At 72.8% G+C, this 24,309-nt stretch carries 22 protein-coding genes and 1 pseudogene; 15 read left to right on the top strand and 8 right to left on the bottom strand.

The window, feature by feature from the left end:
- Positions 1-3 precede the first annotated feature (3 nt).
- Positions 4-744: an IclR family transcriptional regulator gene (locus tag DY240_RS19750; protein ID WP_325049292.1), complete on the bottom strand. Its 741-nt coding sequence runs from the start codon at positions 742-744 to the stop codon at positions 4-6.
- A gap of 80 nt (positions 745-824) precedes the next feature.
- On the opposite strand from DY240_RS19750, the gene DY240_RS19745 reads away from it, so the two are divergent.
- From DY240_RS19745 to DY240_RS19730, 4 genes are all read left to right on the top strand, one after another.
- Entirely contained in the window at positions 825-2,213 is a 1,389-nt protein-coding gene (locus DY240_RS19745) for an NAD-dependent malic enzyme (RefSeq protein WP_119661561.1), read from the top strand.
- Positions 2,214-2,300: 87 nt separating this feature from the next.
- Positions 2,301-2,642, top strand: a complete 342-nt coding sequence (locus tag DY240_RS19740; protein WP_119661573.1) for an ArsR/SmtB family transcription factor — start codon at positions 2,301-2,303, stop codon at positions 2,640-2,642.
- Positions 2,639-3,106, top strand: coding sequence for an SRPBCC family protein (locus DY240_RS19735; protein ID WP_119661560.1), 468 nt, complete (start codon positions 2,639-2,641; stop codon positions 3,104-3,106). Before DY240_RS19740 ends, DY240_RS19735 begins: the two co-directional genes overlap by 4 nt.
- On the top strand, positions 3,103-3,453 hold the full coding sequence (locus DY240_RS19730) for a nuclear transport factor 2 family protein (RefSeq protein WP_119661559.1): 351 nt from the start codon (positions 3,103-3,105) through the stop codon (positions 3,451-3,453). The genes DY240_RS19735 and DY240_RS19730 overlap by 4 nt, the downstream gene beginning before the upstream one ends.
- Position 3,454: 1 nt before the next feature.
- Here DY240_RS19730 and aceB read toward each other — a convergent pair whose 3' ends face one another.
- The gene (aceB, locus tag DY240_RS19725; protein WP_119661558.1) at positions 3,455-5,050 is read right to left on the bottom strand and encodes a malate synthase A; all 1,596 of its coding nucleotides are present in this window, start codon (positions 5,048-5,050) and stop codon (positions 3,455-3,457) included.
- A 286-nt stretch (positions 5,051-5,336) separates the two neighbouring features.
- A complete protein-coding gene (locus DY240_RS19720; RefSeq protein ID WP_119661557.1) occupies positions 5,337-7,196 on the bottom strand; it encodes an acyl-CoA dehydrogenase in 1,860 nt (619 codons plus the stop codon).
- 107 nt (positions 7,197-7,303) lie between these two features.
- Here DY240_RS19720 and DY240_RS19715 point away from each other — a divergent pair, with 107 nt between their 5' ends.
- The 5 genes from DY240_RS19715 to DY240_RS19695 all read left to right on the top strand — a co-directional run bounded on the left by DY240_RS19715 (position 7,304) and on the right by DY240_RS19695 (position 15,899).
- Positions 7,304-7,798: an META domain-containing protein gene (locus tag DY240_RS19715; protein ID WP_158602912.1), complete on the top strand. Its 495-nt coding sequence runs from the start codon at positions 7,304-7,306 to the stop codon at positions 7,796-7,798.
- A gap of 1 nt (position 7,799) precedes the next feature.
- The gene (locus DY240_RS19710; RefSeq protein WP_119661555.1) at positions 7,800-8,594 is read left to right on the top strand and encodes an META domain-containing protein; all 795 of its coding nucleotides are present in this window, start codon (positions 7,800-7,802) and stop codon (positions 8,592-8,594) included.
- 299 nt (positions 8,595-8,893) lie between these two features.
- Positions 8,894-12,415: a hypothetical protein gene (locus DY240_RS19705; protein WP_119661554.1), complete on the top strand. Its 3,522-nt coding sequence runs from the start codon at positions 8,894-8,896 to the stop codon at positions 12,413-12,415.
- Positions 12,416-12,935: 520 nt separating this feature from the next.
- Positions 12,936-13,520: a GNAT family N-acetyltransferase gene (locus tag DY240_RS19700; RefSeq protein WP_119661553.1), complete on the top strand. Its 585-nt coding sequence runs from the start codon at positions 12,936-12,938 to the stop codon at positions 13,518-13,520.
- A gap of 150 nt (positions 13,521-13,670) precedes the next feature.
- Entirely contained in the window at positions 13,671-15,899 is a 2,229-nt protein-coding gene (locus DY240_RS19695; RefSeq protein ID WP_199701824.1) for an FtsX-like permease family protein, read from the top strand.
- Between the two features lie 4 nt (positions 15,900-15,903).
- Here the strand turns inward: DY240_RS19695 and DY240_RS19690 are convergent, their stop codons facing one another.
- Both DY240_RS19690 and DY240_RS19685 read right to left on the bottom strand, forming a co-directional pair.
- Complete coding sequence (locus DY240_RS19690; protein WP_119661551.1) at positions 15,904-16,281, bottom strand: VOC family protein; 378 nt, start codon at positions 16,279-16,281, stop codon at positions 15,904-15,906.
- Positions 16,282-16,349: 68 nt separating this feature from the next.
- On the bottom strand, positions 16,350-16,559 hold the full coding sequence (locus DY240_RS19685) for a YegP family protein (RefSeq protein ID WP_119661550.1): 210 nt from the start codon (positions 16,557-16,559) through the stop codon (positions 16,350-16,352).
- 106 nt (positions 16,560-16,665) lie between these two features.
- On the opposite strand from DY240_RS19685, the gene DY240_RS19680 reads away from it, so the two are divergent.
- The 5 genes and pseudogenes from DY240_RS19680 to DY240_RS19660 form a co-directional block, all read left to right on the top strand.
- A complete protein-coding gene (locus DY240_RS19680; RefSeq protein WP_119661549.1) occupies positions 16,666-17,268 on the top strand; it encodes a DUF4178 domain-containing protein in 603 nt (200 codons plus the stop codon).
- A 1-nt stretch (position 17,269) separates the two neighbouring features.
- Complete coding sequence (locus tag DY240_RS19675) at positions 17,270-17,746, top strand: DUF2617 family protein (protein WP_119661548.1); 477 nt, start codon at positions 17,270-17,272, stop codon at positions 17,744-17,746.
- A complete protein-coding gene (locus DY240_RS19670) occupies positions 17,743-18,159 on the top strand; it encodes a DUF4247 domain-containing protein (protein ID WP_119661547.1) in 417 nt (138 codons plus the stop codon). The genes DY240_RS19675 and DY240_RS19670 overlap by 4 nt, the downstream gene beginning before the upstream one ends.
- 19 nt (positions 18,160-18,178) lie before the next feature.
- Complete coding sequence (locus DY240_RS19665) at positions 18,179-18,637, top strand: DUF350 domain-containing protein (protein WP_119661546.1); 459 nt, start codon at positions 18,179-18,181, stop codon at positions 18,635-18,637.
- A gap of 13 nt (positions 18,638-18,650) precedes the next feature.
- Positions 18,651-20,249 (top strand): annotated as a pseudogene (locus DY240_RS19660) (polyamine aminopropyltransferase); the annotation flags it as partial.
- Here DY240_RS19660 and DY240_RS19655 read toward each other — a convergent pair.
- The 3 genes from DY240_RS19655 to DY240_RS19645 form a co-directional block, all read right to left on the bottom strand.
- Positions 20,250-21,569, bottom strand: coding sequence for a glycoside hydrolase domain-containing protein (locus tag DY240_RS19655; protein WP_119661544.1), 1,320 nt, complete (start codon positions 21,567-21,569; stop codon positions 20,250-20,252).
- A gap of 69 nt (positions 21,570-21,638) precedes the next feature.
- Positions 21,639-22,463, bottom strand: a complete 825-nt coding sequence (locus DY240_RS19650; protein ID WP_119661543.1) for a glycoside hydrolase domain-containing protein — start codon at positions 22,461-22,463, stop codon at positions 21,639-21,641.
- A gap of 20 nt (positions 22,464-22,483) precedes the next feature.
- Positions 22,484-23,539, bottom strand: a complete 1,056-nt coding sequence (locus tag DY240_RS19645) for a zinc-dependent alcohol dehydrogenase family protein (protein ID WP_119661542.1) — start codon at positions 23,537-23,539, stop codon at positions 22,484-22,486.
- A gap of 61 nt (positions 23,540-23,600) precedes the next feature.
- On the opposite strand from DY240_RS19645, the gene DY240_RS19640 reads away from it, so the two are divergent.
- Positions 23,601-24,179, top strand: coding sequence for a hypothetical protein (locus DY240_RS19640; RefSeq protein ID WP_119661541.1), 579 nt, complete (start codon positions 23,601-23,603; stop codon positions 24,177-24,179).
- Positions 24,180-24,309: the final 130 nt, after the last annotated feature.

Below are 24,309 nucleotides of genomic sequence, written 5' to 3'. Positions count from 1 at the left end.
GCGTCAGGCCCGGGTCCGCCCGCTCAGCTCCTCGGAGAGGTCGTGAGCGGCCCGGGTCAGCAGCGGGACGGCGCGGGCGACGAGGTCGTCGGTGACCCGCGACGTCGGCCCCGAGATGGACAGCCCCAGCTTCGACGGCGCGTCGGGCACCGCGACGGCGACGCAGCGCACGCCGATCTCCTGCTCGCCGTCGTCGACGGCGTAGCCGCGGCCCGCGGTGCGGGCGAGCTCGCGGCCGAACTCGTCCGGGTCGGTGATGGTGTGCTCGGTCTGCCGCGGCATGCCGGTGCGCTGCAGCATCTCGTGCACCGTCCGCTCCGGCAGGGTGGCCAGCACGGCCTTGCCGACGGCGGTGCAATGCGCCCAGACCCGGCGGCCGACCTCGGTGAACATCCGCATGGAATGCCGCGAGGGCACCTGCGCCACGTATACGATCTGGTCACCGTCGAGCATCGCGAGGTTCGCCGACTCGCCCAGCTCGTCGACCAGATGAGTGAGCTGCGGCCGTGCCCAGGTGCTGAGCATGGTCGAGGAGCTCTCGCCGAGCCTGATCAGGCGCGGTCCGAGGGCGTAGCGACGCGACGGCTCCTGACGCAGGTAGCCGAGGTCGACGAGGGTACGGACGATGCGGTGGATGGTCGGCAATGGCAGTCGCGACTCCGTGGCCAGCTGGGACAACCCCATGCTGCCGCCGTGGTCGGCCATGGTCTCGAGCAGGCCGAACGCGCGCTCGACCGACTGCACTCCACCCGAGCGAGCCCGCGCCGCATCGTTTTCCACACAGCAGATACTAACGTCCGCAATACGAATACGGAGAGTCCAGCATGGCTACGCCCAGCCCGGGATATGCGATCACGGTCCGCGTCGAGGCGCCGTCCTCGTCGACGGCCACGAGCGGCCTGGCCGCCGCCGTCAGCGCGTCCGGGGGCGCGCTGACCGCCCTCGACGTCGTCGAGTCCTACGCCGATCGCCTGGTGGTCGACGTCACCTGCGACGCCGTCGACTCCGACCACGCCGAGTCGATCACCAAGGCGCTGACGCAGGTCGACGGCGTCACCGTCCGGAAGGTGAGCGACCGGACGTTCCTCATCCACCTCGGCGGGAAGCTGGAGGTCAACCCGAAGGTGCCGCTCAAGCACCGCGACGACCTCTCCCGCGCCTACACGCCCGGCGTCGCCCGGGTGTGCCTGGCCATCGCCGAGAACCCCGAGGACGCCCGCCGGCTCACCATCAAGCGCAACACCGTCGCCGTCGTCACCGACGGGTCGGCCGTGCTGGGGCTGGGCAACATCGGCCCGGCCGCCGCGCTGCCGGTCATGGAGGGCAAGGCCGCGCTGTTCAAGCAGTTCGCCGGCGTCGACGCCTGGCCGGTCTGCCTGGACACCCAGGACACCGACGAGATCGTCTCGATCGTGCGCGCGCTGGCGCCCGCGTACGGCGGCATCAACCTGGAGGACATCGCCGCGCCGCGCTGCTTCGAGATCGAGGCCCGGCTGCGCGAGCTGCTCGACATCCCGGTCTTCCACGACGACCAGCACGGCACCGCGATCGTGGTGCTGGCCGCGCTCTACAACGCGCTGCGCGTGGTCGGGAAGCCGCTGGACGGCGTGCGGGTCGTGGTGAGCGGTGTGGGCGCGGCAGGGCACGCGATCATCCGGCTGCTGCACGCCCAGGGCGTCACCGACATCGTGGCCTGCGACCGCCGCGGCGCCGTCCACGCCGAGAACGGCGAGGGCCGCGACGAGTTCCGCCGCTGGATCGCGCAGAACACCAACCCGCGCGGCGCCACCGGGTCGCTCGGCGAGGTGCTGGCCGGCGCCGACGTGTTCATCGGCGTCTCCGGCCCGAACCTGCTCACCGGCGAGGACATCGCCACCATGGCGCCGGACGCGATCGTGTTCGCCCTCGCCAACCCCGACCCCGAGGTCGACCCGATCGCCGCGCGCGAGCACGCCGCCGTCGTCGCGACCGGCCGCTCGGACTTCCCGAACCAGATCAACAACGTGCTGGCCTTCCCCGGCTTCTTCCGGGGCATGCTCGACGCGGGAGCGCACGAGATCACCGACGCCGTCATGCTCGCCGCCGCCCGCGCCATCGCCGACGCCGTCGGCCCCGACGAGGTCAACGCCAGCTACATCGTCCCGTCGGTGTTCGACCCCGAGGTCGCACCGGCCGTCGCCGCCGCCGTCAAGCTCGCCGCCCAGACCGGCTGAACCGGCGGCTCGCCGAGGACGGTGGGCACGGAGGCGTCTGCAACCAACTCCTTGCGCAAGGGATTGCTTGCGGATACGGTGGGCTCCGTGCCCCCCGTTCTCGACGACGATCTCGACACCGTCTTCGCGGCCCTCGGCGACCGCACCCGCATGGCGATCATCAGCCGACTTGCCCGCGGCGAGGCAACCGTCGGCGAGCTCGCCGAACCGTTCGACCTCACGCACCAGGCCGTCTCCCGCCACGTCGGCATCCTCAGGCGCTGCGGACTGGTCAGCCAACGCGTCGACGGCCAGCGGCGGCCGTGCCGGCTGGACGTCGAGCGGCTGGGCGAGCTGGCCGGGTGGATCGGCGAACAGCAGCGGGCGTGGGAGTCGCGGCTCGACCGGCTCGAGGACCACCTGGCCGCGGTCCGGAAGGACCGCGCGTGACGGCGCGGGTCTCCCTCGACGGCGACCAGCTGATCGCCAGACGCCACCTCGACGCCGAGCCCGCCCTGGTGTGGGAGGCGTTCACGACGCCGGAGCACCTGGCCGCGTTCTGGGGCGGCGACCACGCGACGGTCGCGCCCGGATCCGTGGTCGTCGACCTCCGCGTCGGCGGGACGTTCAGGCTGGAGACCCGTGGCGCCGACGGCGCCGGCCGCCCGCTGATCTTCCGGTACGAGGTCGTCGAGCCGCCGACCCGCCTGGTGCTCAGCGAGCCGCGCACGGGCATCACGACCGACATCCGCCTCGAGCCCGACGGCACCGGCACCGCCGTCGTCGTGCACCAGCGGCGCCTGCCGCCGCGCCTGCGCACCGAGCAGGCCCGCACCGGGCTGGCCGGAATCCTCGACCGGCTCGACGCCGTGCTGACGGCCCTGACCAGCGACCCCCGGAGAAGTGCACCATGACCGGCCACACGCGACTCGTCCATCGGTACATGGACGGCTTCCGGCACAGCGACCACGAGGCGATCCTGTCGTGCCTCACCGACGACGTCGTCTGGCACATCCACGGCCTGCGCACCACGCACGGCAAGGCCGAGTTCGACGACGAGATCGAGAACCCGGCCTTCGAGGGACGCCCCGAGCTGACGGTCGAGCGGACGATCGACGCCGGCGAGGTCGTCGTCGTGACCGGCACCGGCGCCGGACGGCACCGTGAGCACGGGCCGTTCCGGTTCGCCTACAACGACCTGTTCACCTTCCGCGACGACCTGATCGCGCAGGTCGACTCCTACGTCGTCCCGCTGCCGTGACTCACGGCATGCGCTCGTACGCCGGGAGGGTGAGGAAGTCGACGTAGTCGGCGGCGAGCGAGAGGTCGGTGAAGGTGGCCCGGGCCTCGGCCCAGTGGCCGCCGCCGAACGCGTCGGCGCCGATGCGCTGCTCGATGGCCGCGCACTCCTCGTCGATCAGCCGCTCGACCAGCTCGCGGGTGACCCGCTGGCCGTCGGCCAGCTCGACGCCGTTGTGCAGCCACTGCCAGACCTGGCTGCGGCTGATCTCGGCCGTCGCGGCGTCCTCCATGAGGTTGTTGATGCCGACGGCGCCGGTGCCGCCCAGCCACGCGGCGAGGTACTGGATGCCCACGGAGATGTTGCCGCGCAGCCCGGCCTCGGTGACCTCCCCCGGCGTGGAGGCGACGTCGAGCAGGTCGGCGGCGGTGACCTGGACGTCGTCGCGGGTGCGCTCGATCTGGTGCGGCCGGTCGCCGAGGACGGCGGTGAACGCCTCGCGGCAGACCTCGACCATGCCCGGGTGCGCCACCCACGAGCCGTCGAAGCCGTCGCCGGCCTCGCGCTCCTTGTCGGCGCGGACCTTGGCGAAGGCCGCCTCGTTGGCCTCGGGGTCGCGGCTGGGGATGAACGCGGCCATGCCGCCGATGGCGTGCGCGCCGCGCTTGTGGCAGGTGCGCACCAGCAGCTCGGTGTAGGCGCGCATGAACGGCACCGTCATGGTGACGGAGTTGCGGTCGGGCAGCACGAAGTCGGAGCCGCGGGTGCGGTGCGTCTTGATGACGCTGAACATGTAGTCCCAGCGGCCGGCGTTGAGGCCCGCGGAGTGCTCGCGCAGCTCGTAGAGGATCTCCTCCATCTCGAACGCGGCCGGGTAGGTCTCGATGAGGACGGTCGCCCTGACGGTGCCGCGCGGGATGCCCAGCGCCTCCTGGCCGATGACGAACGCGTCGTTCCACAGCCGCGCCTCGAGGTGGCTCTCCATCTTCGGCAGGTAGAAGTAGGGTCCCTGGCCGCGGTCGATCTGCTTCTGCCCACTCGTGGCGAGGTACAGCGCGAAGTCGACCAGCCCGCCGGAGGTCGGCTCGCCGTCGACGGTGATGTGCTTCTCCGGCAGGTGCCAGCCGCGCGGCCGGACGACGATGGTGGCCAGCGGCTGGTCGGTGCGCAACGCGTAGTGCTTGCCGTCGGGGTTGGTGAACTCGATGGTCCCCTCGATGGCGTCGAGGAGGTTGAGCTGCCCCTGGACGACGTTCTCCCACAGCGGCGTGTTGGCGTCCTCCTGGTCGGCCAGCCACACCTTGGCGCCGGAGTTCAGCGCGTTGATGGTCATCTTGCGGTCGGTGGGGCCGGTGATCTCGACCCGGCGGTCCTCCAGCCCGGGTGCCGGCGGCGCCACCCGCCAGGTGTCGTCCTCGCGCACGTCCTTGGTCTCGGCGAGGAAGTCCAGCTCGGCACCGGCGGCGATGGAGGCCGTCCGCTCGGCGCGCCGCCGCAGCAGCTCCAGCCGGCGCGGGTTCAGCTCCCGGTGCAGCCGCTCGATCAGGGCCAGGGCGGCCGGCGTCAGCACCTGGTCGAACCGTTCGTGCATCGGACCGGTGACCTCGATACCCGCCATCGCGCTCTCCCTTATTCCATCATACGGAAGTTGCTATCTGTATAACAGAATAAATCGGAGGTTGAACCACGGTCAACCGGGCCTCGCCGATTCCCGCCCTCTGCACCCTCCGCCAAGTTGATCTTGGAGTTCTTCGGCACTTGCGGGGTGAAATGTCCGATAGATGGCCGAACTACTCCAAGATCAACGGGGCGGTCGCGAGGGGACGGCGACGGCCCCCGGACCGTGGGTGGAACGGTCCGAGGGCCGACGTGGCGGGGCGGCGGTCAGCCGCGTGGGAGAGGCGTCAGAAGGCGGCCTCGTCGAGGTCCATGAGGGCGTTGTCGGTGGCCTCGGCCACGGCCCGCTCGGCCGCCAGGCGCGGCAGCACCTGCCGGGCGAAGAACTGCGCGGCCGCGACCTTGCCCTCGTAGAAGGCCTGGTCCTTGGCCGGTACGTCGCCGTCGAGCTTCGTCAGGGCCACGGCCGCCTGACGGAGCAGCAGCCAGGCGACGACGAGGTCGCCGGCGGCCAGGAGTAGCCGGGTGGTGTTCTGGCCGACCTTGTAGACGTTGCGGACGTCGCCGCCCTCGGTGCGCTCGTCGGCGGACATGAGGAAGCCGACCATCGCGCCGAGGATGCCCTGCACGTCGGCCAGTGCCTTGGCCAGCAGCTCCCGCTCGACCTTCAGCCGCCCGCCGCCCAGCTCGTCGTCGACGGTCTGCTGGATCTGCTGCGACAGCCAGCCGATCGCCTGCCCGTTGTCGCGGACGATCTTGCGGAAGAAGAAGTCCTGGCCCTGGATGGCCGTGGTGCCCTCGTAGAGGGTGTCGATCTTGGCGTCGCGGACGTACTGCTCCAGCGGGTAGTCCTGCAGGAAGCCCGACCCGCCGAACGTCTGCAGCGACTCCGAGCCGAGCAGCACCCAGGACCGCTCCGACCCGTAGCCCTTGACGATCGGCAGCAGCAGGTCGTTCACGCGCTCGGCGGTCTCGTCGGTCTCGCCCCGCGCCTCCGCCGCGATGACGCGGTCCTGCATGGTGGCGGTGTAGAGCACCAGCGCCCGCATCCCCTCGGCGTAGGCCTTCTGCGTCATCAGCGAGCGGCGGACGTCGGGATGGTGGGTGATGGTGACCCGGGGCGCGGTCTTGTCCGTGGCCCGGGTGAGGTCTGCGCCCTGGACGCGCTCCTTGGCGTACTCCAGCGCGTTGAGGTAGCCCGACGACAGCGTGGCGATGGCCTTCGTGCCCACCATCATGCGGGCGTACTCGATGACCTGGAACATCTGCGCGATGCCGTCGTGCACGTCGCCGAGCAGCCAGCCCACCGCCGGTTCGCCGTCGCCGAAGGTGAGCTCGCAGGTGGACGAGACCTTGAGGCCCATCTTCTTCTCGACGTTCGTGGCGTAGACGCCGTTGCGCTCGCCCAGCTCGCCGGTCTCGGGGTCGAACCGGAACTTCGGCACGATGAACAGCGACAGCCCCTTGGTGCCCGGGCCGCCGGCGCCCTCGACGCCGACCGGCCGGGCGAGCACGAGGTGGACGATGTTCTCGCTCATGTCGTGCTCGCCGGACGTGATGAACCGCTTCACGCCCTCGATGCGCCAGGTGCCGTCGGGCTGCGGGTGGGCCTTGGTGGTTCCCGCGCCGACGTCGGAACCGGCGTCGGGCTCGGTGAGGACCATGGTGGCCGCCCACCGGCGGTCGATCATGATCTCGGCGATGCGCTTCTGCGCCTCGGTGCCGTTGCGCCAGATGACGCTGGCGAACGACGGGCCGGACGCGTACATCCAGGCCGCGGCGTTGGAGCCGAGGATCAGCTCGGCGGCGCCCCAGAACACCGACGGTGGCAGCGGGGTGCCGCCGAGGCCCTCGGGCAGGGCGAAGCGCCACAGCTCGGAGTCCATCAGCGTGGCGAAGCTCTTCTTGAACGCCTCGGGGAGGGCGACGGTGCGCGCGGCGGGGTCGTAGACCGGCGGCGTGCGGTCGGACTCGACGTAGGAGGCGGCGAGGTCCTCGCGGCTCATGCGGTCGACCTCGGCCAGGATGCTGCGCACCGTGTCGGCGTCGAACTCCTCGTAGCGCCCGCTGCCCAGCTGCGCGTCGCTGCCGAACACGTCGAACAGCGCGAACTCGATGTCGCGCAGGTTGGACTTGTAGTGGCCCATCGCATCCTCCGTCAGCGTTTGCTACCAGCCGGTAACCCCATGGTGCTACTTGTCGGTAACTTCGCGCAACCCAGGAACGGCGGTGGCCCCGCGGCCGTCCCATGGATATGCGACGACTAGGAACCCTCGCCGCGGTGGCCGGCCTCGCCCTGCTGGCGGCCTGCGGCGGCAACGACAGCGGCGACGACACCACCGCCGTCCCTGGTGACTCCGGGGTCGGCGGATCCACCGAGCCGGCCGTGCCGATCGTCGGCAGCCGGTGGGTGCTCGAAGAGCTCCAGGCCGCCGGCGCGACGGTGGCGGGCCCGACCGAATCGGAGGCGTACTTCGAGATCGACGAGAACGGCGACGTCACCGGCTCCACGGGGTGCAACGGCTTCAGCGGATCGGCCGAGGTGAGCGACTCCAGCATCACCTTCCAGCCGCTCATCTCCACCCGCCGCGGCTGCTCCGGCGACCTCGGGCAGATCGACAGCTCGATGTTGCGGGTGCTCAACGGCGAGGTCACGGTCGAGGTGTCGGGCGACGTGCTGACGCTGACCAACGCCGAGGGCGACTCGCTGACGATGGCGGCCTCCGACGCCCCGTCCACGGACCTCTGACATGCGACGCCCAGCGGGTGGTCTCGGCCTGCTGGGCGTCCTGCTGCTCCTGGCCGCCTGCGGCGACTCCGCCGCAGGCGCCGACGGTGCCGACGGCACGGCGAGTGGCGCCGGCGCCGCGCTGGCCGGTCGCACGTTCCTCTCCACCGACGACGTCGGCATCCCGGGCGGCGGGCCGCTGAACCTGCAGTTCACCGACGACGGCCGGCTGCTGGCGTCCGCGGGGTGCAACAGCGCGAACGGACCGGTCGACCTGTCCGGCGGCCGCCTCGTCGCCGCCGACCTCGCCCTGACGGAGATGGGCTGCGAGCCCGAGGTCATGGCCGCCGACGCCTGGCTCACCGACCTGCTGGGCGCCGAGCCGGCCTGGGAGCTGGCCGACGACGCCACCCTCGTCCTCACCGCGGGCGAGCTGGTGGTCTCGCTGACCGACCGCGACGTGCTGCAGCCGCCGGTCGAGCTGACCGGCCGCCAGTGGGACGTCGACGGGTTGACCGACGGCGAGACGGCGTCGTCCGTCCCGGTCGGCGTCGCGGCGTTCCTGCGCATCGACGGCGACGCACTCACCGGCCACACCGGCTGCAACGAGCTCACCGGCACGGTCACGATCGACGGCGACACCCTCACCGTCCGCGACCTCGTGACGACCGACGTGGCCTGCGACGGCGCGGCCGGGTACGTCGAGGACGTCGTGCTTGAGGCCCTGGCCGGCGACGTGCGGTTCTCGATCACAGGCAACCGGCTGTCGCTGGAGGCGCCGAGCGGTTTCGGGCTGGAGGCGGTGTCGACTCGTTGACAGCGGGCGGCGCCCTTTGTCACGGTTCGGCGCGGGTTTCCACAACTGATCCACAACCTGTGGGTCACGGTGCGTATCGACCCGTCCGCACCGATGTCGGCGCAGGTGGAAGACCCCTCGGACCCTTACTCCGAGGGGTCTTCTCGATTCTTATCGCATCCGCGGATGAACGCCGCGTAACGACACGGCGTAGCGGGGTGATCCGTTCGAGTTGGTCCGTCCGCATACAACCGCTTTGCCGCAGCCGTTACATTGATCACCGACAACGGCGAGGGTAGATGGCCGGACCGGGAGGCAGGGTGCGCGACAGGCTCAGCCGCGCCGAGTCGGTGCTGCGGTCGGCCGTCGCGCGCGGCGGTGAGGCCGACCTCGGCCGCGACATCGACCCGCGCTCGGTCGAGTCCGGCGACGCCTGGGACGAGTCGCGCACCGTCCGGGCGCGTGTCCTCGACGAACTGCTGCGCGACTCCGGCGGCGTGCCCGGCGCCGCCGTCCGGCTCACCGGTGCCCGCATCACCGGTGGGCTGCAACTGCGCTACGGGCGGCTGGAGCGGCCGCTGCGGCTGGACATGTGCTGGATCGACGACGTCCTCGTGCTCGCGGACCTGACCGCGGCCGGCGTCGAGCTGGTCCGGTGCCGGGTGCCCGACCTGCGCACGGAGTCCGTCGACGTGCAGAACGCCCTCTCCGTGCGCGAGTGCCTGGTCGGCTCGGTGAGCATGGTCGACACCCACGTGCACCGGTCGGCGTCGTTCGAGGACAGCCGGTTCGACGGCCGCTCGACGCTCTTCCACGCCCGCAACCTCGGCGTCGGCGGCGACCTGCTGCTCACCCGGGCCCGGCTGTTCGCGGTCTCCGGCGAGGCCGTCGACGCCGAGCGGCTGCGGGTCGACGGCGGGCTCGGCCTGGTCGGCGCCCGCGTCCGCGGCCCGATCGTGCTGTCGGGCGCGACGGTGGCCGGGCGGCTCGACCTCACCGACGCCGTCCTGCGCAACCGCCACGGCGTGGCGCTGGACGCCCGCCGGCTGGTGGCGGGCGGCGTGCAGGGGCACGGCCTGCGCTGCAGCGGCACCGTCGACCTCGGCCACGCGACGGTCGCCGGCAGCGTCGTCTTCGACGCCGCCGTGCTGGCCAATCCGGGCGGCGACGCGCTGGTGGCCAGCGACATCGAGGCCGACCGGCTGGAGGCCGAGAACGGCACCCGCATCCTCGGCCGCATGCTGATCCCGCGCGGCGTCGTCCGCGACACCCTCGCCCTGCGCGGCGTCGAGATCAGCAACCCCGGCGGGTACGCGATGGTCGGCATCGGCGCCGCCGTCGGATCGCTGGTCGCCGACCGCGCCCGGCTGGTCGGCCGGGTGATGCTGGACGAGATGGAGGCGACCTCCGTCCGGCTGGTCGGCACGCGGGTCACCAACCCCGACGACTCCTGGGCGGTGAGTCTGCAGTCGGCGACGGTCCGGCGCGACCTCAACCTCGAGCGGCTGTCCGCCAAGGGCGGGCTGAACATCAAGGGCATCCGGGTCGGCGCGGCGGTGTTCCTCAGCGGCGCCACCCTCGACGGCGGCTACCGCGCGCTGGCGGCGTCGCGGGCCGTCGTCGGCGAGCGGATGGTGCTCGGGCGCCGGTTCCGCTGCCGCGGCGACCTCGACCTCGCCCACGCCGACCTCGGCAAGAGCCTGGCCATGGACGGCGTGCACGTGCAGGGGCAGCTGCGCCTGTTCCAGGCGCGGGTCCGCAGCGACGTGCTGCTGCGCGGCGCCTACATCGAGGCGTCCGGCATGGGGGTGGACGCCATCGGCCTGCGAGTCGACGGCCGGTTCACCGCGCGCGGCCTGGTCTGCGACGGCGCCGTCCGGCTGACCGCGGCCGTCGCCGACAGCGTCGTGCTCACCGGTGCGCAGATCTACAACCCCGACGGCAACGCGCTCATCGCGCCGCGCATCGAGGTCCGCGGCGACCTCGTCGTCGGCAACGATCCGTACTCCTCCGACCTCGGCGGCTTCTGGGCCGACGGCGGTGTGGTGATGCGCGACGGCAAGGTCGGCGGCGACCTCGTGCTCGACGGCGCCGTGCTGCGCCGGCCCGACCACCGGGCGCTCGACGGCACCGGCCTGCAGGTCGGCGGCAAGGTCTCGTTCGAGCGGTCCGAGATCGAGGGCACCGTCTCCTTCGACCAGGCGCACGTGCGGCGCCGGTTCGTGCTCAGCGGCTCGACGCTGGCGGGCCACGGCGTCGGGTCGACCGACGGGCCGATCGTGTTCAGCGCGATCCAGACGATGTCCGACGAGTTCCTGGTCGACGGCGGCGTGTTCCGCGGCGCGCTGCGGCTCACCGGCTCGACGTTCTCGGCCGGGCTGAGCCTGCGGCACGCCGAGTTCGCCGCCCCCGGGCAGACCGCGCTGCTGCTGCCCGACGTCACCGGCGGGGTGATCCGGCTCACCGAGCTCGACGTCGACGGCGCGGTCATCGTCGCGCGGTCCCGGGTGGGCGGCGATCTCATCGTCGACGGCGGCCGCTACCGCCACCCGGGCCGGTTCGCCGTCGACGCCGCCCAGGTCGCCGTCGGTGGGGCGGTCCTCGTCCGCGACGCCGAGCTGACCGGCGGCGTGGCGCTGCGGCGGGCCGAGGTGGGCTTCAGCGTCGTGCTGACGGCGCTGCACGGCGAGACCGGCGAGCGCGACGACGGCCGGGTCCCGGTGGGCGAGATCGTGGCCGCCGCCGGGCTCAAGGTCGAGGGCAATCTCGAGTGCCGCGACGTCGAGCTGACCGGGCAGTTCTCGCTGGCCGAGGCGGTGCTGGCCGGACGGCTGCTGGTCCGCGGCCGCACCACGCTGACCAACCCGGGCCGGACCGCGGTGTTCGCGCCGAACCTGCGGGTGTCGGGTGCGGTCGAGCTCGGTTCGCGGCGGTCGACCGGCAACGGCCCGCTGACCATCGTCGGCGAGGTGCGCCTGGACCGTGCTCACATCGGTGAGCTCTCCTGCGAGCAGGTGACCATCAGCCAGGAGCACGCCGCGGACTCGCGGGCGGCGGGCACCGAGCAGGTGCGGCCGCTGGTCTCGTTGCACGAGGCCGTGGTGGCCCGCCGGATCCTCATGAACGACCTGAGCGTCGCCACGACGACGGCCATCGGCGGGCGGGCCCTCATCGACCTGTCCGAGCTGCAGGCCGGCACCGTCGAGCTCCCGGCCGGCGAGATCGCCGTCGACCTGCGCGGCTCCGAGGTCCGCACGCTGGTCATGGACCCCACCGACACGTCGATGGTCATGCTGTCCGGCCTGACCTTCGACGATCCCGGCGACGCCGACGTCGACACCGCGTTGGCCTGGCTGCGCCGCGACCCCACCGGCTACCAGCACCAGGTGTACGAACAGCTGGCCAACCATTACCGCCGCTCCGGCGACGACGCCGCGGCGCGCACCGTCCTGCTGGCCCGGCTCCGGCACCGCCGCGACCTGCTCGGCACGTCGTCGCTGGGCCAGCTGCTGATGAAGGGCTGGGGCTACCTGCAGGACGTCACCGTCGGCTTCGGCTACCGGCCGGGCCTCGCGGCCATCTGGTTCGTCGGCCTGCTGGTGTTCGGGACGGCGTACTTCTGGTCCAAGGAGCTCGATCCGGTCGAGGTCAACGTCCACCCGACGTTCAACCCGCTCGGCTACACCCTCGACCTGCTGATCCCGATCCTGAGCCTGGGCCAGGACAACGCGTGGGACCCGCGCGGGATGGACCTGGTGGTGGCGTACGGGCTCGTCTTCAGCGGCGCGGTCCTCGCCACGACCGTCGTCGCGGCCGTCACCCGGGTGCTGAACCGCCGCTGATTGTCCACAGATTCTGTGCACAGGGCTGTGGGTAACCGGCCGCGCACGCTCAGCCGGTTGTGGACAGACTTGTGGGTGACGGACCGGCCCGGAATTCTTCGCCGAACCCCCTTGTGCGGCTTGTGCGACAGGACTAGAAATGCTCCATCGTCATCGACGAGCTCGGAGCCGAAAAGCCAGGGTGACCTGGTCAAAGGCACCGAAAAGTCGAGGGCGTGCCGGACGGAGAACGGCAGTTCGCCACGTCGGGGAGACCCGGCGAACCGCACCCCGATGGGCGGGGCGGCTGACGGACCCGGACGGCAGACCGGAAGGGCTGTGGACCACCCACGGGAAACCGTGAGTCCCACCGCTCGACCCGCCGTCATCGGAGGCGGTGAGCATCCGGCCGGTTCATCCGGTCGCGATGGTTCCGGTCGACTGAGAAGGCCCCTCGGACCCTTACTCCGAGGGGCCTTCGCCTTTGCGGGCGTGGCAAAACCCGTTGCCGCCCGCCGGCGTGGGCCGGTAGACAGAGCCCGTGATCAACCTAGCAGCCGTGGCCACCACGCCCACGCTGACCGGCGAGCGCATCCGGCTGGTCCCGCTCGGCCCCGAGCACGCCCAGGCCCTGTTCGAGTCGCTGGACGACCCCGAGTCGGCCCGGCTCACCGGCACCCACCAGACGTTCACCCGCGAGGCCATCGACGCGTTCTGCGCCAGCCGCGCCGACCAGGACGACCGCCTCGACTGGGCCATCGAGGACGCCGTCACCGGCGAGTACGCCGGCGGGCTGGCCGTCAACGACGTCGACGCCGACAACGAGACCGCGGGCTTCCGCATCGACCTCGTCGAGAAGTACCGCGGCCGCGGGCTCGGCCCGGAGGCGATCGAGCTGATGCTGCGCCACCTCTTCGAGGAGGTCGGCGTACACCGCGTCGGCCTCGAGGTGTACGCGTTCAACCCGCGCGCGCAGCGGTCGTACGAGAAGTGCGGGTTCGTCGTCGAGGGCCGGGTGCGCGAGTCGCTGCTCTGGGACGGCGAGCGGGTCGACACCATCCTCATGGGCCTGCTCCGGGCCGATTGGCTGGCCCGCCGCAAGGAGGGCCGGGCAGACCGGCGATGAGCGGGCCCAGCGTCTGAGGTGGGGCTGTCCCCCCGATGAAGCGGCCGGTCAGCGCCATGGGGGCGACGCCGCCGGCTCCGTAGCGTCGGTCCCGAGGCCGCGCACCCCGCGCGGCCATGTCCTCGGGAGCGATCGATGTTCGGTCTGGCGGTGCGAACCCTGCGGTATCGCAAGGGCGCGTTCGTGGCGGCGTTCGTGGCGATGGTCCTCGGCGCCGCGATCGTGATGGCCTGCGGCGGCCTGATGGAGACCGGCATCCGCACCGCGGTGCCGCCCCGGCAGCTGGCCGGCGCGGACGTCGTCGTCGCGGGGGAGCAGCGCTACGACATCCCCGGCACCGACGAGTCGGCGGTGCTGCCCGAGCGGGTGCGCATCGACGACGACCTGGTCGCGACCGTCGCCGCGGTCGACGGGGTGGCCACGGCCCAGGGGCATGTCCTCGACGGGCCGGCGCCGGCCGGCATGGTCGACGCGATCGCAGTGACGGCCGCGCGGGGCATCGGCGCCGGCGAGCTGCGCGAGCGCATCGGCACCGCGCTCGACGGCACGGCCACGACGACGCTCACCGGCGACGACCGCGGCCTGGCCGAGCTGCCCGAGGCGCGGGCCAGCAGCGAGGACCTGATCTCGCTGGCGGGCGTGTTCGGCGGCTGGGCCACCATCGTCTCGATGTTCGGCGTGGCATCGATGCTCGCGTTGTCCATCCAGCAACGCGGCCGCGAGCTGGCGCTGCTGCGGGCGACCGGCGCGACGCCGGGTCAGCTGCGGCGGATGGTGCTCGGCGAGACGCTGCTGCTGTCGGTGGTCGCGACCGCGCTCGCGCTGATCCCTGGCCGTTACCTGGGGGAGTTCCTGTTCGAGCGGATGACCGACGCCGGGGTGGTGCCCGCAGGGGTGGAGTTCCGGCAGGGCTGGATCCCGGTGGTGACGGCGGTGGGCGCGGCGCTCGTCGCGGCGATCGGCGGTGCGCTGATCGCCGGCCGCCGGGCCGCCGCCGTGCGGCCGGTCCAGGCGCTGGCCGAGGCCGCTCTCGAGACCCGGACGATGAGCCCGTGGCGGTGGCTGTTCGGCCTGCTGGCGCTGAGCGGAGGCGTCGCGCTGGGCGTGGTGACAGTGACCGTCATGAGCGGCCCGCTCACGTCGAGCACGGCCGGTCCCGCGGTGTTCCTGTGGGCCATCGGCCTGGCGCTGCTGAGCCCCGTACTGACCCGCGCGCTGACCGCGGTGCTGCAGTGGCCGGTGCGGGCGGTGGCCGGCGTCTCCGGGCATCTGGCCGTGCTCAACGCCCGGGGCCGCGCGGCCCGCACGGCGGCCGTCGTCACGCCGATCGTCATGCTCACCGGCGTCGCCACCGGCACGCTGTACCTGCAGTCGACCGAGGACGCGGTCAACCGCGAGGCCTTCGCCCGCGGGCTGGTCGCGGACGCCGTCGTGACGTCGTCCGCACCGGCCGGCCCGGAGCTGGTCGACCGGATCGCCGCCCTTCCCGGCGTCGCCGGTGCCTCGGCGCTGGTGCGCAGCACCGGCTTCGTCGAGTCGCCGCACGACGACTCCCAGGGCGACGAGGGCTGGACGCTGCAGGGCGTCACGGCCGCCGGTGCGGCCGCGACCGCGCCGGTCACGACGGTGGCCGGCGAGCTGACCGATCTCACCGGCGACACGGTGGCACTGGGCGCGGACCACGCCCGCTCGCTCGGGGCCGGGATCGGCGACGAGCTGACGCTGCGGCTGGGCGACGGCGCGACGGCGACGGTGCGGGTCGTCGCCACGTTCGACGCCGCCGACGACTTCGACACGCTGCTGCTGCCGGCCGACCTGCTGGCACAGCACACGACGGAGGGCGGCGTGCACGAGATCCTGGTGGCCGCCGGCGGTGACGCGGACGCCGTCGTGGCCGCGCTGCGAGAGCTGGCCGCGGCGACGCCCGGGCTGGCCGTCGCCGACCGTGCGGCGCTGTACGACGACTACGGCGACCAGCAGCGCACCCTCGCCTTCGCCAACTACACCATCGTGCTCATGATCGTCGCGTACGCCGCGATCTCCGTGATCAACGTGCTGTCGTCGAGCACCGGGGCCCGGCGGCGCGAGTTCGGGCTGCAGCGCCTCACCGGCGCCACCCGCGCCCAGGTGCTGCGGATGGTCGGCGCCGAGGGTGTGCTGGTGGCGGCGGTCGGCATCGTGCTCGGCACGCTCGCGTCGGTCGCGACGCTGGTCCCGTTCAGCCTCGCGCGGGCCGACCAGCTGACGCCGTCGGGCTCGCCGCTGATCTACGCGGGCGTGGTGGCGGTCGCCTTGGGGCTGACGCTGGCTGCGACGCTGCTGCCCGCCTGGCAGGCGCTGCGGCAGCGCGCCACGCAGGCGGCGGCCGCGGCGGACTGAGCCGTCAGCCGGGCTCGGAGACGCAGAACTCGTTGCCCTCGGGGTCGAGCAGGGTGGTCCACCGCTCGTGGACGCTGTGCACGCTGGCCCCGAGGGCGAGCAGCCGGTCCACCTCCGCGGCGCGGTCGGGCGCGGTGACGTCGAGATGCACGCGGTTCTTCACCGTCTTCGGCTCGGGCACCTGCTGGAAGAACAGCGTCGGGCCGGGGCCGCCGACGGCCACCGTCGGGTCGGTCTCGGGGGTGAGGCCGAGCGCCGCCAGCCGCTCGATCTCGGCGTCGTCGTAGGGGAGGACGTCGTAGTCGTCGAGCACGGCGGCCCAGAACCGGGCCAGGCTCGGCGCGTGCTCGCAGTCGACGACGATCTCGCGCAAGGCTGCCATGGGACTGACGCTAGACGACCGGAGCCCCGGCCCGCACGCGGCGGACCGGGGCTGCGGCGGGTGTGGGCTCAGTCGTCGGCCTGGCCGACGAGGTCGGCCTCGGTCTGGTCGACCAGCTCGGCCTCGGCGGCGTTGCGCCGGATCGAGTCGATGCCGTTCAGCGCCCCGGCCTTGCTGGAGTACGCCTCGCCGACGGCGATGACCTCGCCGTTGCCTGCCTTCAGGCGGAAGCGGTACTGGTCGGACTTGTCCTTGTAGAGCTCGAACTTCCCAGCCATCGGTGAGCCTTCCTGTGACGACGAATGCGTGGGCAGCAGCGTAGAGCCAGGGGCGGACGTGTGCCGCCCGAACCGGGCGCATCGGCGGACGGTAGGCTCGCTGTCCGTGAGGACCGTGCTGATCGTCGTCATCGTCGTCGCGGTCGCGCTCGTGGCCGTGGCCGTGGTCCGGGCACTGCGGTCCCGGCAGCGTCCCGCACCGTCGCCCCGCGACCCGTTCGACCCCGGCGAGAGCACCTTCGGCGACCCCCGCACGCTGCGCGCCGGCGACATGGTCGAGCTGCTGGGCGACCGCCTGTTCGTCCGCGGCTCCCTGCGGCTGCGCGAGGGCGGCTACCAGTGGAGCGAGCACTTCCTCGACGACGTCGAGGGCAGCCGCAGCTGGCTGTCGGTCGAGGAGGACCCCGACCTCGAGGTGGTCCGGTGGGTGCGGCTGAAGAACTCCACGCTGCGGCCCAGCGCCACCACGCTCACCCACGACGGCGTGGAGTACCGGCGCGACGAGCACGGCACCGCGCAGTTCGTCTCCGAGGGCACCACCGGCCTGGGCTCGGCCGGACGGGTCGAGTACGTCGACTTCGAGGGGCCGCGTGGACGCTACCTGTCCTTCGAGCGGTTCGAGGGCGGTGAGTGGGAGGTCGCCGTCGGCGAGCGCGTCCCGCCGGGCACCCTCACCGTGTACCCCGGCAGCGACCCGGTCCAGCGCTGACGTGCTCGCCACCCTCGACGTGCCCTACGTCGACACGCGCGCGTCCGACCTCGTCTGGACGCTGGACCACCCGCTGGTGTCGCCGCTCGCGCTGACCATGGCCGGGCCGCTGGAGCTGCGGGTGCTGGGCGCCTCGCACCAGGTGGTGTTCGGCGACCTCGTCGAGACGGTGGCCTGCCTGCCGGGCCGGCCGGCCCGGCTGCCCGGCGACGTCCGGCGCGAGGCCGGCGGCTGGACGTACCGCTTCCGCGCCACCGTCGAGGAGCTGCCGGCGACGACGCTGCGCGCCAGGGTCGGCGAGCTGCGCCGGCTGGCCGCCGAGCCGGCCGCCGTCGTGGCCGCGTTCCCCTCCGACCCCGACGCGGTCACCGCGCTGCGGGCCGGGCGGCTCGACGCCGGCGCCGTCGGCTGGTCGACCTGGCACGCCTACCCGGGCGCCGGCCAGCTGGTGACCACCCGGACGGAGCTGACCCGATGACCGCTCGCCGTGCCGTTCTGGGCGCCGCCGTGGCCGCGGCGCTGCTGCTGTCCGCGTGCGGCAGCGACGACCAGGACGTCCGCGACACCATCGCCGAGAACTACGAGCTGGTGTCGCAGTCCGGCGACTACGCCGCGTACCGCAGCGACGACGACGTGCTCAGCGTCGCGGGGACCATCGAGTCGGCCGCGGAGGCCGGGCGCGACCACAGTGAGGGCGACGACCGCTATCTCGGCTACGAGGAGACGATGGTGCACATCGCGCCGTCGCCCGGCGGCGGGTCCGACATCGAGGTCACCGACGTCCGCGACGGCTACGACCGCTGGGGACCGGTGATCGTGCCGGTGTGGGGGCTGTTCGGCGGCGGCTACCGCAGCGGTTTCTCCGGCGGCGGCTCCGGATTCGGCAAGTGACGACGGGAAGGGACACCCCATGCTGACGACCCTGGGCGCCGATGGCGACGTCGACGCCGGCGAGCTGGTCGAGGAGGCCGGCATCGTGCTGGCCTACTGCGGCGTGGGCCTGGCGATGCTGCTGCTCGGCTTCGTGCTGATCGACCTGCTGACGCCGGGCAAGCTGCGCGACCTCCTCTTCGTCGAGCGCAACCACAACGCGGCCGTCCTGGTGTCGACGGGGTTCCTCGCCCAGGGCCTGATCGTGGTGGCGGCCATCTACGCCAGCTCCGACGACCTCACCGACGGCCTGCTGACGACCGTGGTCTACAGCCTCGTCGGGCTGGTGGTCAGCGCGCTGGTGTTCTTCCTGGTCGACCTGCTGATCCCGGGCAAGGTGCGGCACGACCTCGTGCACGAGACGCCGCACCCGGCCTGCTGGGTGCTCGGGGTGCTGCGCATCGTGGTCTCCGGCATCGTGGCCCTCGCCATCGTCTGAGCGCCGGAGGCCGGCCACGTCCAGCACCACCACGACCACGCCGCGGGAGGCGCCGGCCGGCGGCTTCTCCCGGCCGGCGCGCGCCGTCATCCTGGCCGCGGCGCTGGTCTGCGCCGCCTGCGGGCTGGTCTACGAGCTCGCGCTGATCGCGCTGGGCAGCTACCTCATCGGCGACACCGTCGTCCAGGCGTCGATCGTCGTGTCGGTCATGGTGTTCGCGATGGGCATCGGGTCGCTGCTGGCCAAGCCGCTGCAGCGGTCGCCGGCGGTGGCGTTCGTCGTCGTGGAGTCACTACTGGCACTGACCGGCGGCGCGGCGGTGCTGCTGCTGTACCGGGCGTTCGCCGTCACCGACCTCTACACGCCGCTGATGATCGTGCTGGCGACGTTCATCGGCGTGCTCATCGGCGCGGAGATCCCGCTGCTGATGACGATGCTGCAGCGCATCCGCGCCCAGGACGCCGGCAGCGCCGTCGCGGACATGTTCGCCGCGGACTACCTGGGTGCGCTGCTCGGCGGGCTGGCCTTCCCGTTCCTGCTGCTGCCCGCGTTCGGGCTGGTCCGCGGCACCATCGCGGCGGGGGTCCTGAACCTGGTCGCCGGCACCGTCGTCGTGGCCTGGCTGTTCCGGCGGACGGTGTCGCGGCGCGGCTGGACCGTCATCGCGGCGCTGGTGGCGTCGGTGGGGGTCGTGCTGACGGCGCTGCTGGTGCGCGCCGACGACCTCGAGGTCGACGCCCGGCAGCGGCTGTTCCGCGACCCGATCGTGCACGCCGAGCGCTCGGAGTACCAGGAGATCGTGCTCACCGAGCGGCGCCGGCTCTCCGGCACCGACGACCTGCGGCTGTTCCTCAACGGCGACCTGCAGTTCGCCTCGCCCGACGAGTACCGCTACCACGAGTCGCTGGTGCACCCGGCGATGGCCGGCCCGCGCGAGCGCGTGCTGGTGCTGGGCGGCGGCGACGGCCTGGCGCTGCGCGAGATCCTGCGATACCCGGACGTCGCCGAGGTCACGCTGGTCGAGCTGGACCCGGCCGTGCTGGACCTGGCCCGGACGAACGACCGGCTGCGGGCACTGAACCGCGACGCGTTCGCCGACGACCGCGTCGCCGCCGTGGCGGCCGACGGTTTCGGCTGGGTCCGCGCCCAGCGCGACGCCGGTGCCGAACCGTACGACGTCGTCGTCGTGGACATGCCCGACCCCGACTCCACGGCCACGTCGAAGCTGTATTCCCTGGAGTTCTACGGCCTGGTGCGCGACCTCGTCGCCGACGGCGGCCGGATGGTCGTCCAGGCCGGCTCGCCGTACTTCGCGCCGCGGTCGTTCGCGTGCATCCGGGCCACCGTCGAGGCGGCCGGCCTCGGCGTGACGCCGTACCTCGCGTCGGTGCCCAGCTTCGGCGACTGGGGTTTCCTGCTGGCCGCGCCCGGCACGGCGAGTCCGCCGCTGCGGCTGTCCGGCGACGTCCCGCCGTTGCGGTACCTGTCGCCGGACGTGCTGGCCGCCGCGACGGTGTTCCCGCCGGACCGCGTGGTCACCGACGCCGAGGTGTCGACGCTGCTCGACCCGGTCGTCCTCGAGTACGTCCGCGACGAGTGGCGGACGTACTGATCACGGGCAGCGCGGGATCGGTGCGCTCCACGTGCTCGCCGACCGGTTGCCGACGTAGTAGTCGCTGACCCAGCGGCCGTCGTCGAGGCGGTTCCACACCCGGCTGGTGCCCACCAGAGAGCCGGCCTTCTGGCACATCACCCACGCCAGCGCCCCGCGTGGCAGCGCGGCGCCGCTGACGGGGTAGGACGCGCCCGGTCCCGTCCGCGCGTTGAGCGGCGTGGCGCTGGTGACGGGCCCCGGGTAGGTGCACTTCGGCAGCGGCGGGGAGTAGGTGGTGTTCGACGGCGTGGACACGTAGTAGTCGGTCACCCACGACCCGTCGGACAGCCGGTCCCACACCGACGTACTGCCGACCGGCTGGCCGATGCCCTGGCAGACGACGGACAGCGTGCTCCCCGGCGCCCACCCGCGGACCAGCGGGTACGCCGTCGACGGACCGGTCCGGGCGGACAGCGGCACCGAACTGGTGACGCGGTAGGGCAGCGCGACGGTGGCGACCGGCGCGTTGAGGGAGTCGCCGTCGATGTTGATGGTGACCCCGCCCCAGGTCTCGTTGTGGTCGCCGAGGTACTGCTTGGCGCGCTGCCGCCCGGCCCACTGGGAGTCCGGTGCCGTCGGCCAGCCGGTGAGCGCCGGGTTGCCGTCCCAGCGGGCCATCCAGACCGCGTCGGGCCGGGCCCACGACGTGGACAGGTACGAGGCGGACAGGTCGCGCAGGCCGGAGTCCTGGTGCACGTAGACCCCCGCGAGGTAGCCGGCCTGGTGCAGCGTCACCGTCCAGTTGGACACGTACCGGCGCACCGCCAGCACGCAGTCGGCGTTCGCGCGGTCGTAGTGCTCGACGTCGGCGTAGAGCGCGCTGCCCGGCAGCAGACCGAGCGTCCGGGCCTGCGCGATCGCGTCCTGGGCGTCCTGGACGCCGTAAGTGCTCGACGTGGCCGACGTGTACCGGTGCGGCTTGGTGCCGAACATGCAGTACGGCTGCCGCCCGAAGTACGTCGGCAGGATGCGCCAGCTCGCCGCGGCGGCGCTGCGCACCCAGGAGGCGGTGAGGTTCGGCTGGGCGCAGCCCCGGTTCACCCCGCCGAAGTAGATGTTGACCGTCCGGTACGGCGAGGCCCGCCAGGCCTGCAGCGCCGAGAGCGAGGGCGCCGTGCAGGTGTCGAAGCCTCGGCCGGTCGCCCAGGTGGCCGACGCTCCCCCTTGGACCGGGTACAGGGCCGGGTCCTCCGGGAGCGCCGCCGCCGTGCTGATGCTCGCGGCGACGAACGTCGCCGCGGCGATGGCGGCCGACGCCGCCCTGCTGAGTGTGCGCATGATGGACCCCCCGTCCTCACTGTCGAGTCTGCTCCCTTGAATCGGCCGTGAACAGGGAGGTCAGCCTAGTTATCGATCTGCAACCGTCGCGATGGGCGCGTCGAGGGAGTCGCTGTCGATGTTCAGCGTGACGCCGCCGTGCGTCTCGTCGTGGTCGCCGAGGTACTGCTTGGCCCGCTGGTGGTTCGCCCACTGGCTGTCCGGCGCCGTCGGCCAGCCGGTGAGTGCCGGGTCGCCATCCCACCGGGCCATCCAGACGGCGTCCGGGCGGGCGTACTCGGGGGAGTCGTAGACGGCGGACAGGTCGCGCAGCCCGGAGTCCTGGTGCACGTACACCCCGGCGAGGTAGCCGGCGTCGTGCAGCGTCGTCACCCAGGCGGAGACATAGCGCCGGACCGCCGTGACGCAGGAGGTGTCGCGGCGGTCGTAGTGCTCGACGTCGGCGTACAGGGCGCTGCCGGGCAGCAGCCCGAGGTGCTGGGCCTGCGCGATGGCGTCCTGCGCGTTCGCGGTGCCGACGGCGGTGGCGTCGGCCTCGGTGAACCGGTGCTCCTTGGTGCCGAGGATGCAGATCGGCTGGTGGCCCATGTACGTCGGCAGCAGGCCCCAGCCGAGGTCGCTGACCGACCGCACCCACGACGGCGTCAGGTTCGGCTGCCGGCAGCCGCGGTTGATGCCGCCGAAGTAGATGTTGACCGTGGAGTATGGCGACGTCCCCCACCACGCCTCGAGCGCCGCGACCGACGGTGCGGTGCAGGTGTCGAAGCCCAGGCCGGTGGCGATGGTGGGCTCCGGGACGCGTGCGCCGGCGGCGCCCACGGGAGCGGCGGCGGTGACGGAGGTGGCGGCGAACAGCAGGGCGGCGGCGATGACCGCGTGTCGTCTCCGGGTCATGGAGACAGTCAATCATCGCGTCAGCGACCGGCGACAGGTCCGTTCGGCCGAAGGATCGTCACCCCGGTCGGCGAGCCGCCCGACATCGCCAGCAGCGCGTCGACCCCCTCGTCCAGCGTCAGTTCGCGGCCGAGCAGCAGGTCCGGACGGAGCATGCCCGTCGCGATCTCGGCCAGCATCGCGGGATAGTGGTGCGCCGCCATGCCGTGGCTGCCCAGCAGCTCCAGCTCCGTCCCGACCAGCGGGCCCATGGCCACCGCCTGAGTCGCGTGCTCGGCCACCAGCAGCCCCGCCTGGACGTGCCGGCCGCGCCGCCGGAGCCCGCGCACCGAGTTCTGGAACGTCGTCGTGCTGCCCAGCGTGTCGAGGGAGAGGTGCGCCCCACCACCGGTGGCGTCGCGGACCGCGGCCACGACGTCGGTGCCGTCGCTCGCGTCGACGGTGACCGACGCGCCGGCGACGCGGGCGAGTTCCAGCGCCGGCGCGGCGACGTCGACGGCGATCACGCGGGCACCGTGCGCCGCGGCGATCATGACGGCGGACAGTCCCAGCCCGCCGCAGCCGTGCACCGTCACCCATTCACCCGCCGCCACGCGGCCCTGCTGGACGACCGCGCGGTACGCCGTCGCGAACCGGCAGCCCAGCCCGGCCGCCGTGGCGGCGTCGACCTCGTCCGGCAGGCGGACGAGGTTGACCGCGGCGTGCTCGATCGCCACGTACTCGGCGAACGAGCCCCAGTGGGTGAAGCCGGGCTGCGTCTGGTGCTCGCACACCTGGTGGTCGCCGGCCCGGCAGTACTCGCACGCGCCGCAGGCGCAGACGAACGGGACGGTGACCCGCTCGCCCGGCCGCCAGCCGGTGACGTCGGGAGCGACCTCCTCCAGCACGCCGGCCAACTCGTGCCCGGGCACGTGCGGCACCTCGATGTCGTCGTGGCCCATCCAGCCGTGCCAGTCGCTGCGGCACAGGCCGGTCGCCTCGACCCGGATGACGGCGCCGCCGGGCGGGCAGGCCGGTGTGGGCACGTCGCGGACGACCGGTCGCTCCTGGAACCTCTGATACACCATCGCGCGCACGCGCCCACCCTAGACAGCGCTATGCTCGCGTCGACCACCTGCGCGTTCGGAAGGCTGGACGGTGGCGCTCAACGATCTCTTCGACGCCGCCATGACGTTTCCGGTGGTGCCCTTCACGTTCCTCACCGTCGCCGTGCTCGTCTACTGGCTGCTGGTGATGGTCGGCGGCACCCCGCCCGTCGCCGGCGACGGCGTGCCGCTGAACGTCATTTGGTCGGTGTTCATCGTGCTCGCCTGGCTGGCGACGCTCGCCGGCACGCTGCTGCACAGCCGCGACGTCGCGGTGCACCCGCCGGGCGCGGTGGCGTCCGTGGTCATCGCCGTGCTGGCGCTGGCCGCCGCCGCGCTGGGGACGGCGTTGCTGGCCGGGCCGATCCGCCGCGCCCTGCGGCCGGGGCGGCCGGCCGACCCGACCGGGCTGGTCGGCAGCATCTGCGTCGTGCGCACCGGCGAGGTCGGTCCCGACACCGGCCAGGCCGAGGTCACCGGCCCCGACGGCGCGCCCGTGGTCATCGAGGTGCGCCACGACGGCATCGAGGAGCTGCGCCCCGGCAGCACCGCGATGATCGACGACTACGACGCCGAGCACCAGGTGTTCTGGGTGACGGCGTTCGATCCCAAGCTCGGCACCACCCCCTGAGGGCAGCGTCAGCGGCCGTAGCCGGCCCGCCGGAACGCCTCGGCGATGGCGCCGCCGGGCGTGGTGTCCCGCTCGCGCTGCTGCCGCCCGCCGCGCTGCTGGCCACCGCGGGGCTGCCCGCCGCGGGGCT

Origin of the sequence: Jiangella rhizosphaerae (assembly GCF_003579925.1) — a bacterium.
GTDB classification, from domain to species: domain Bacteria; phylum Actinomycetota; class Actinomycetes; order Jiangellales; family Jiangellaceae; genus Jiangella; species Jiangella rhizosphaerae.
This window is presented reverse-complemented; position numbering and strand designations above follow the sequence as displayed.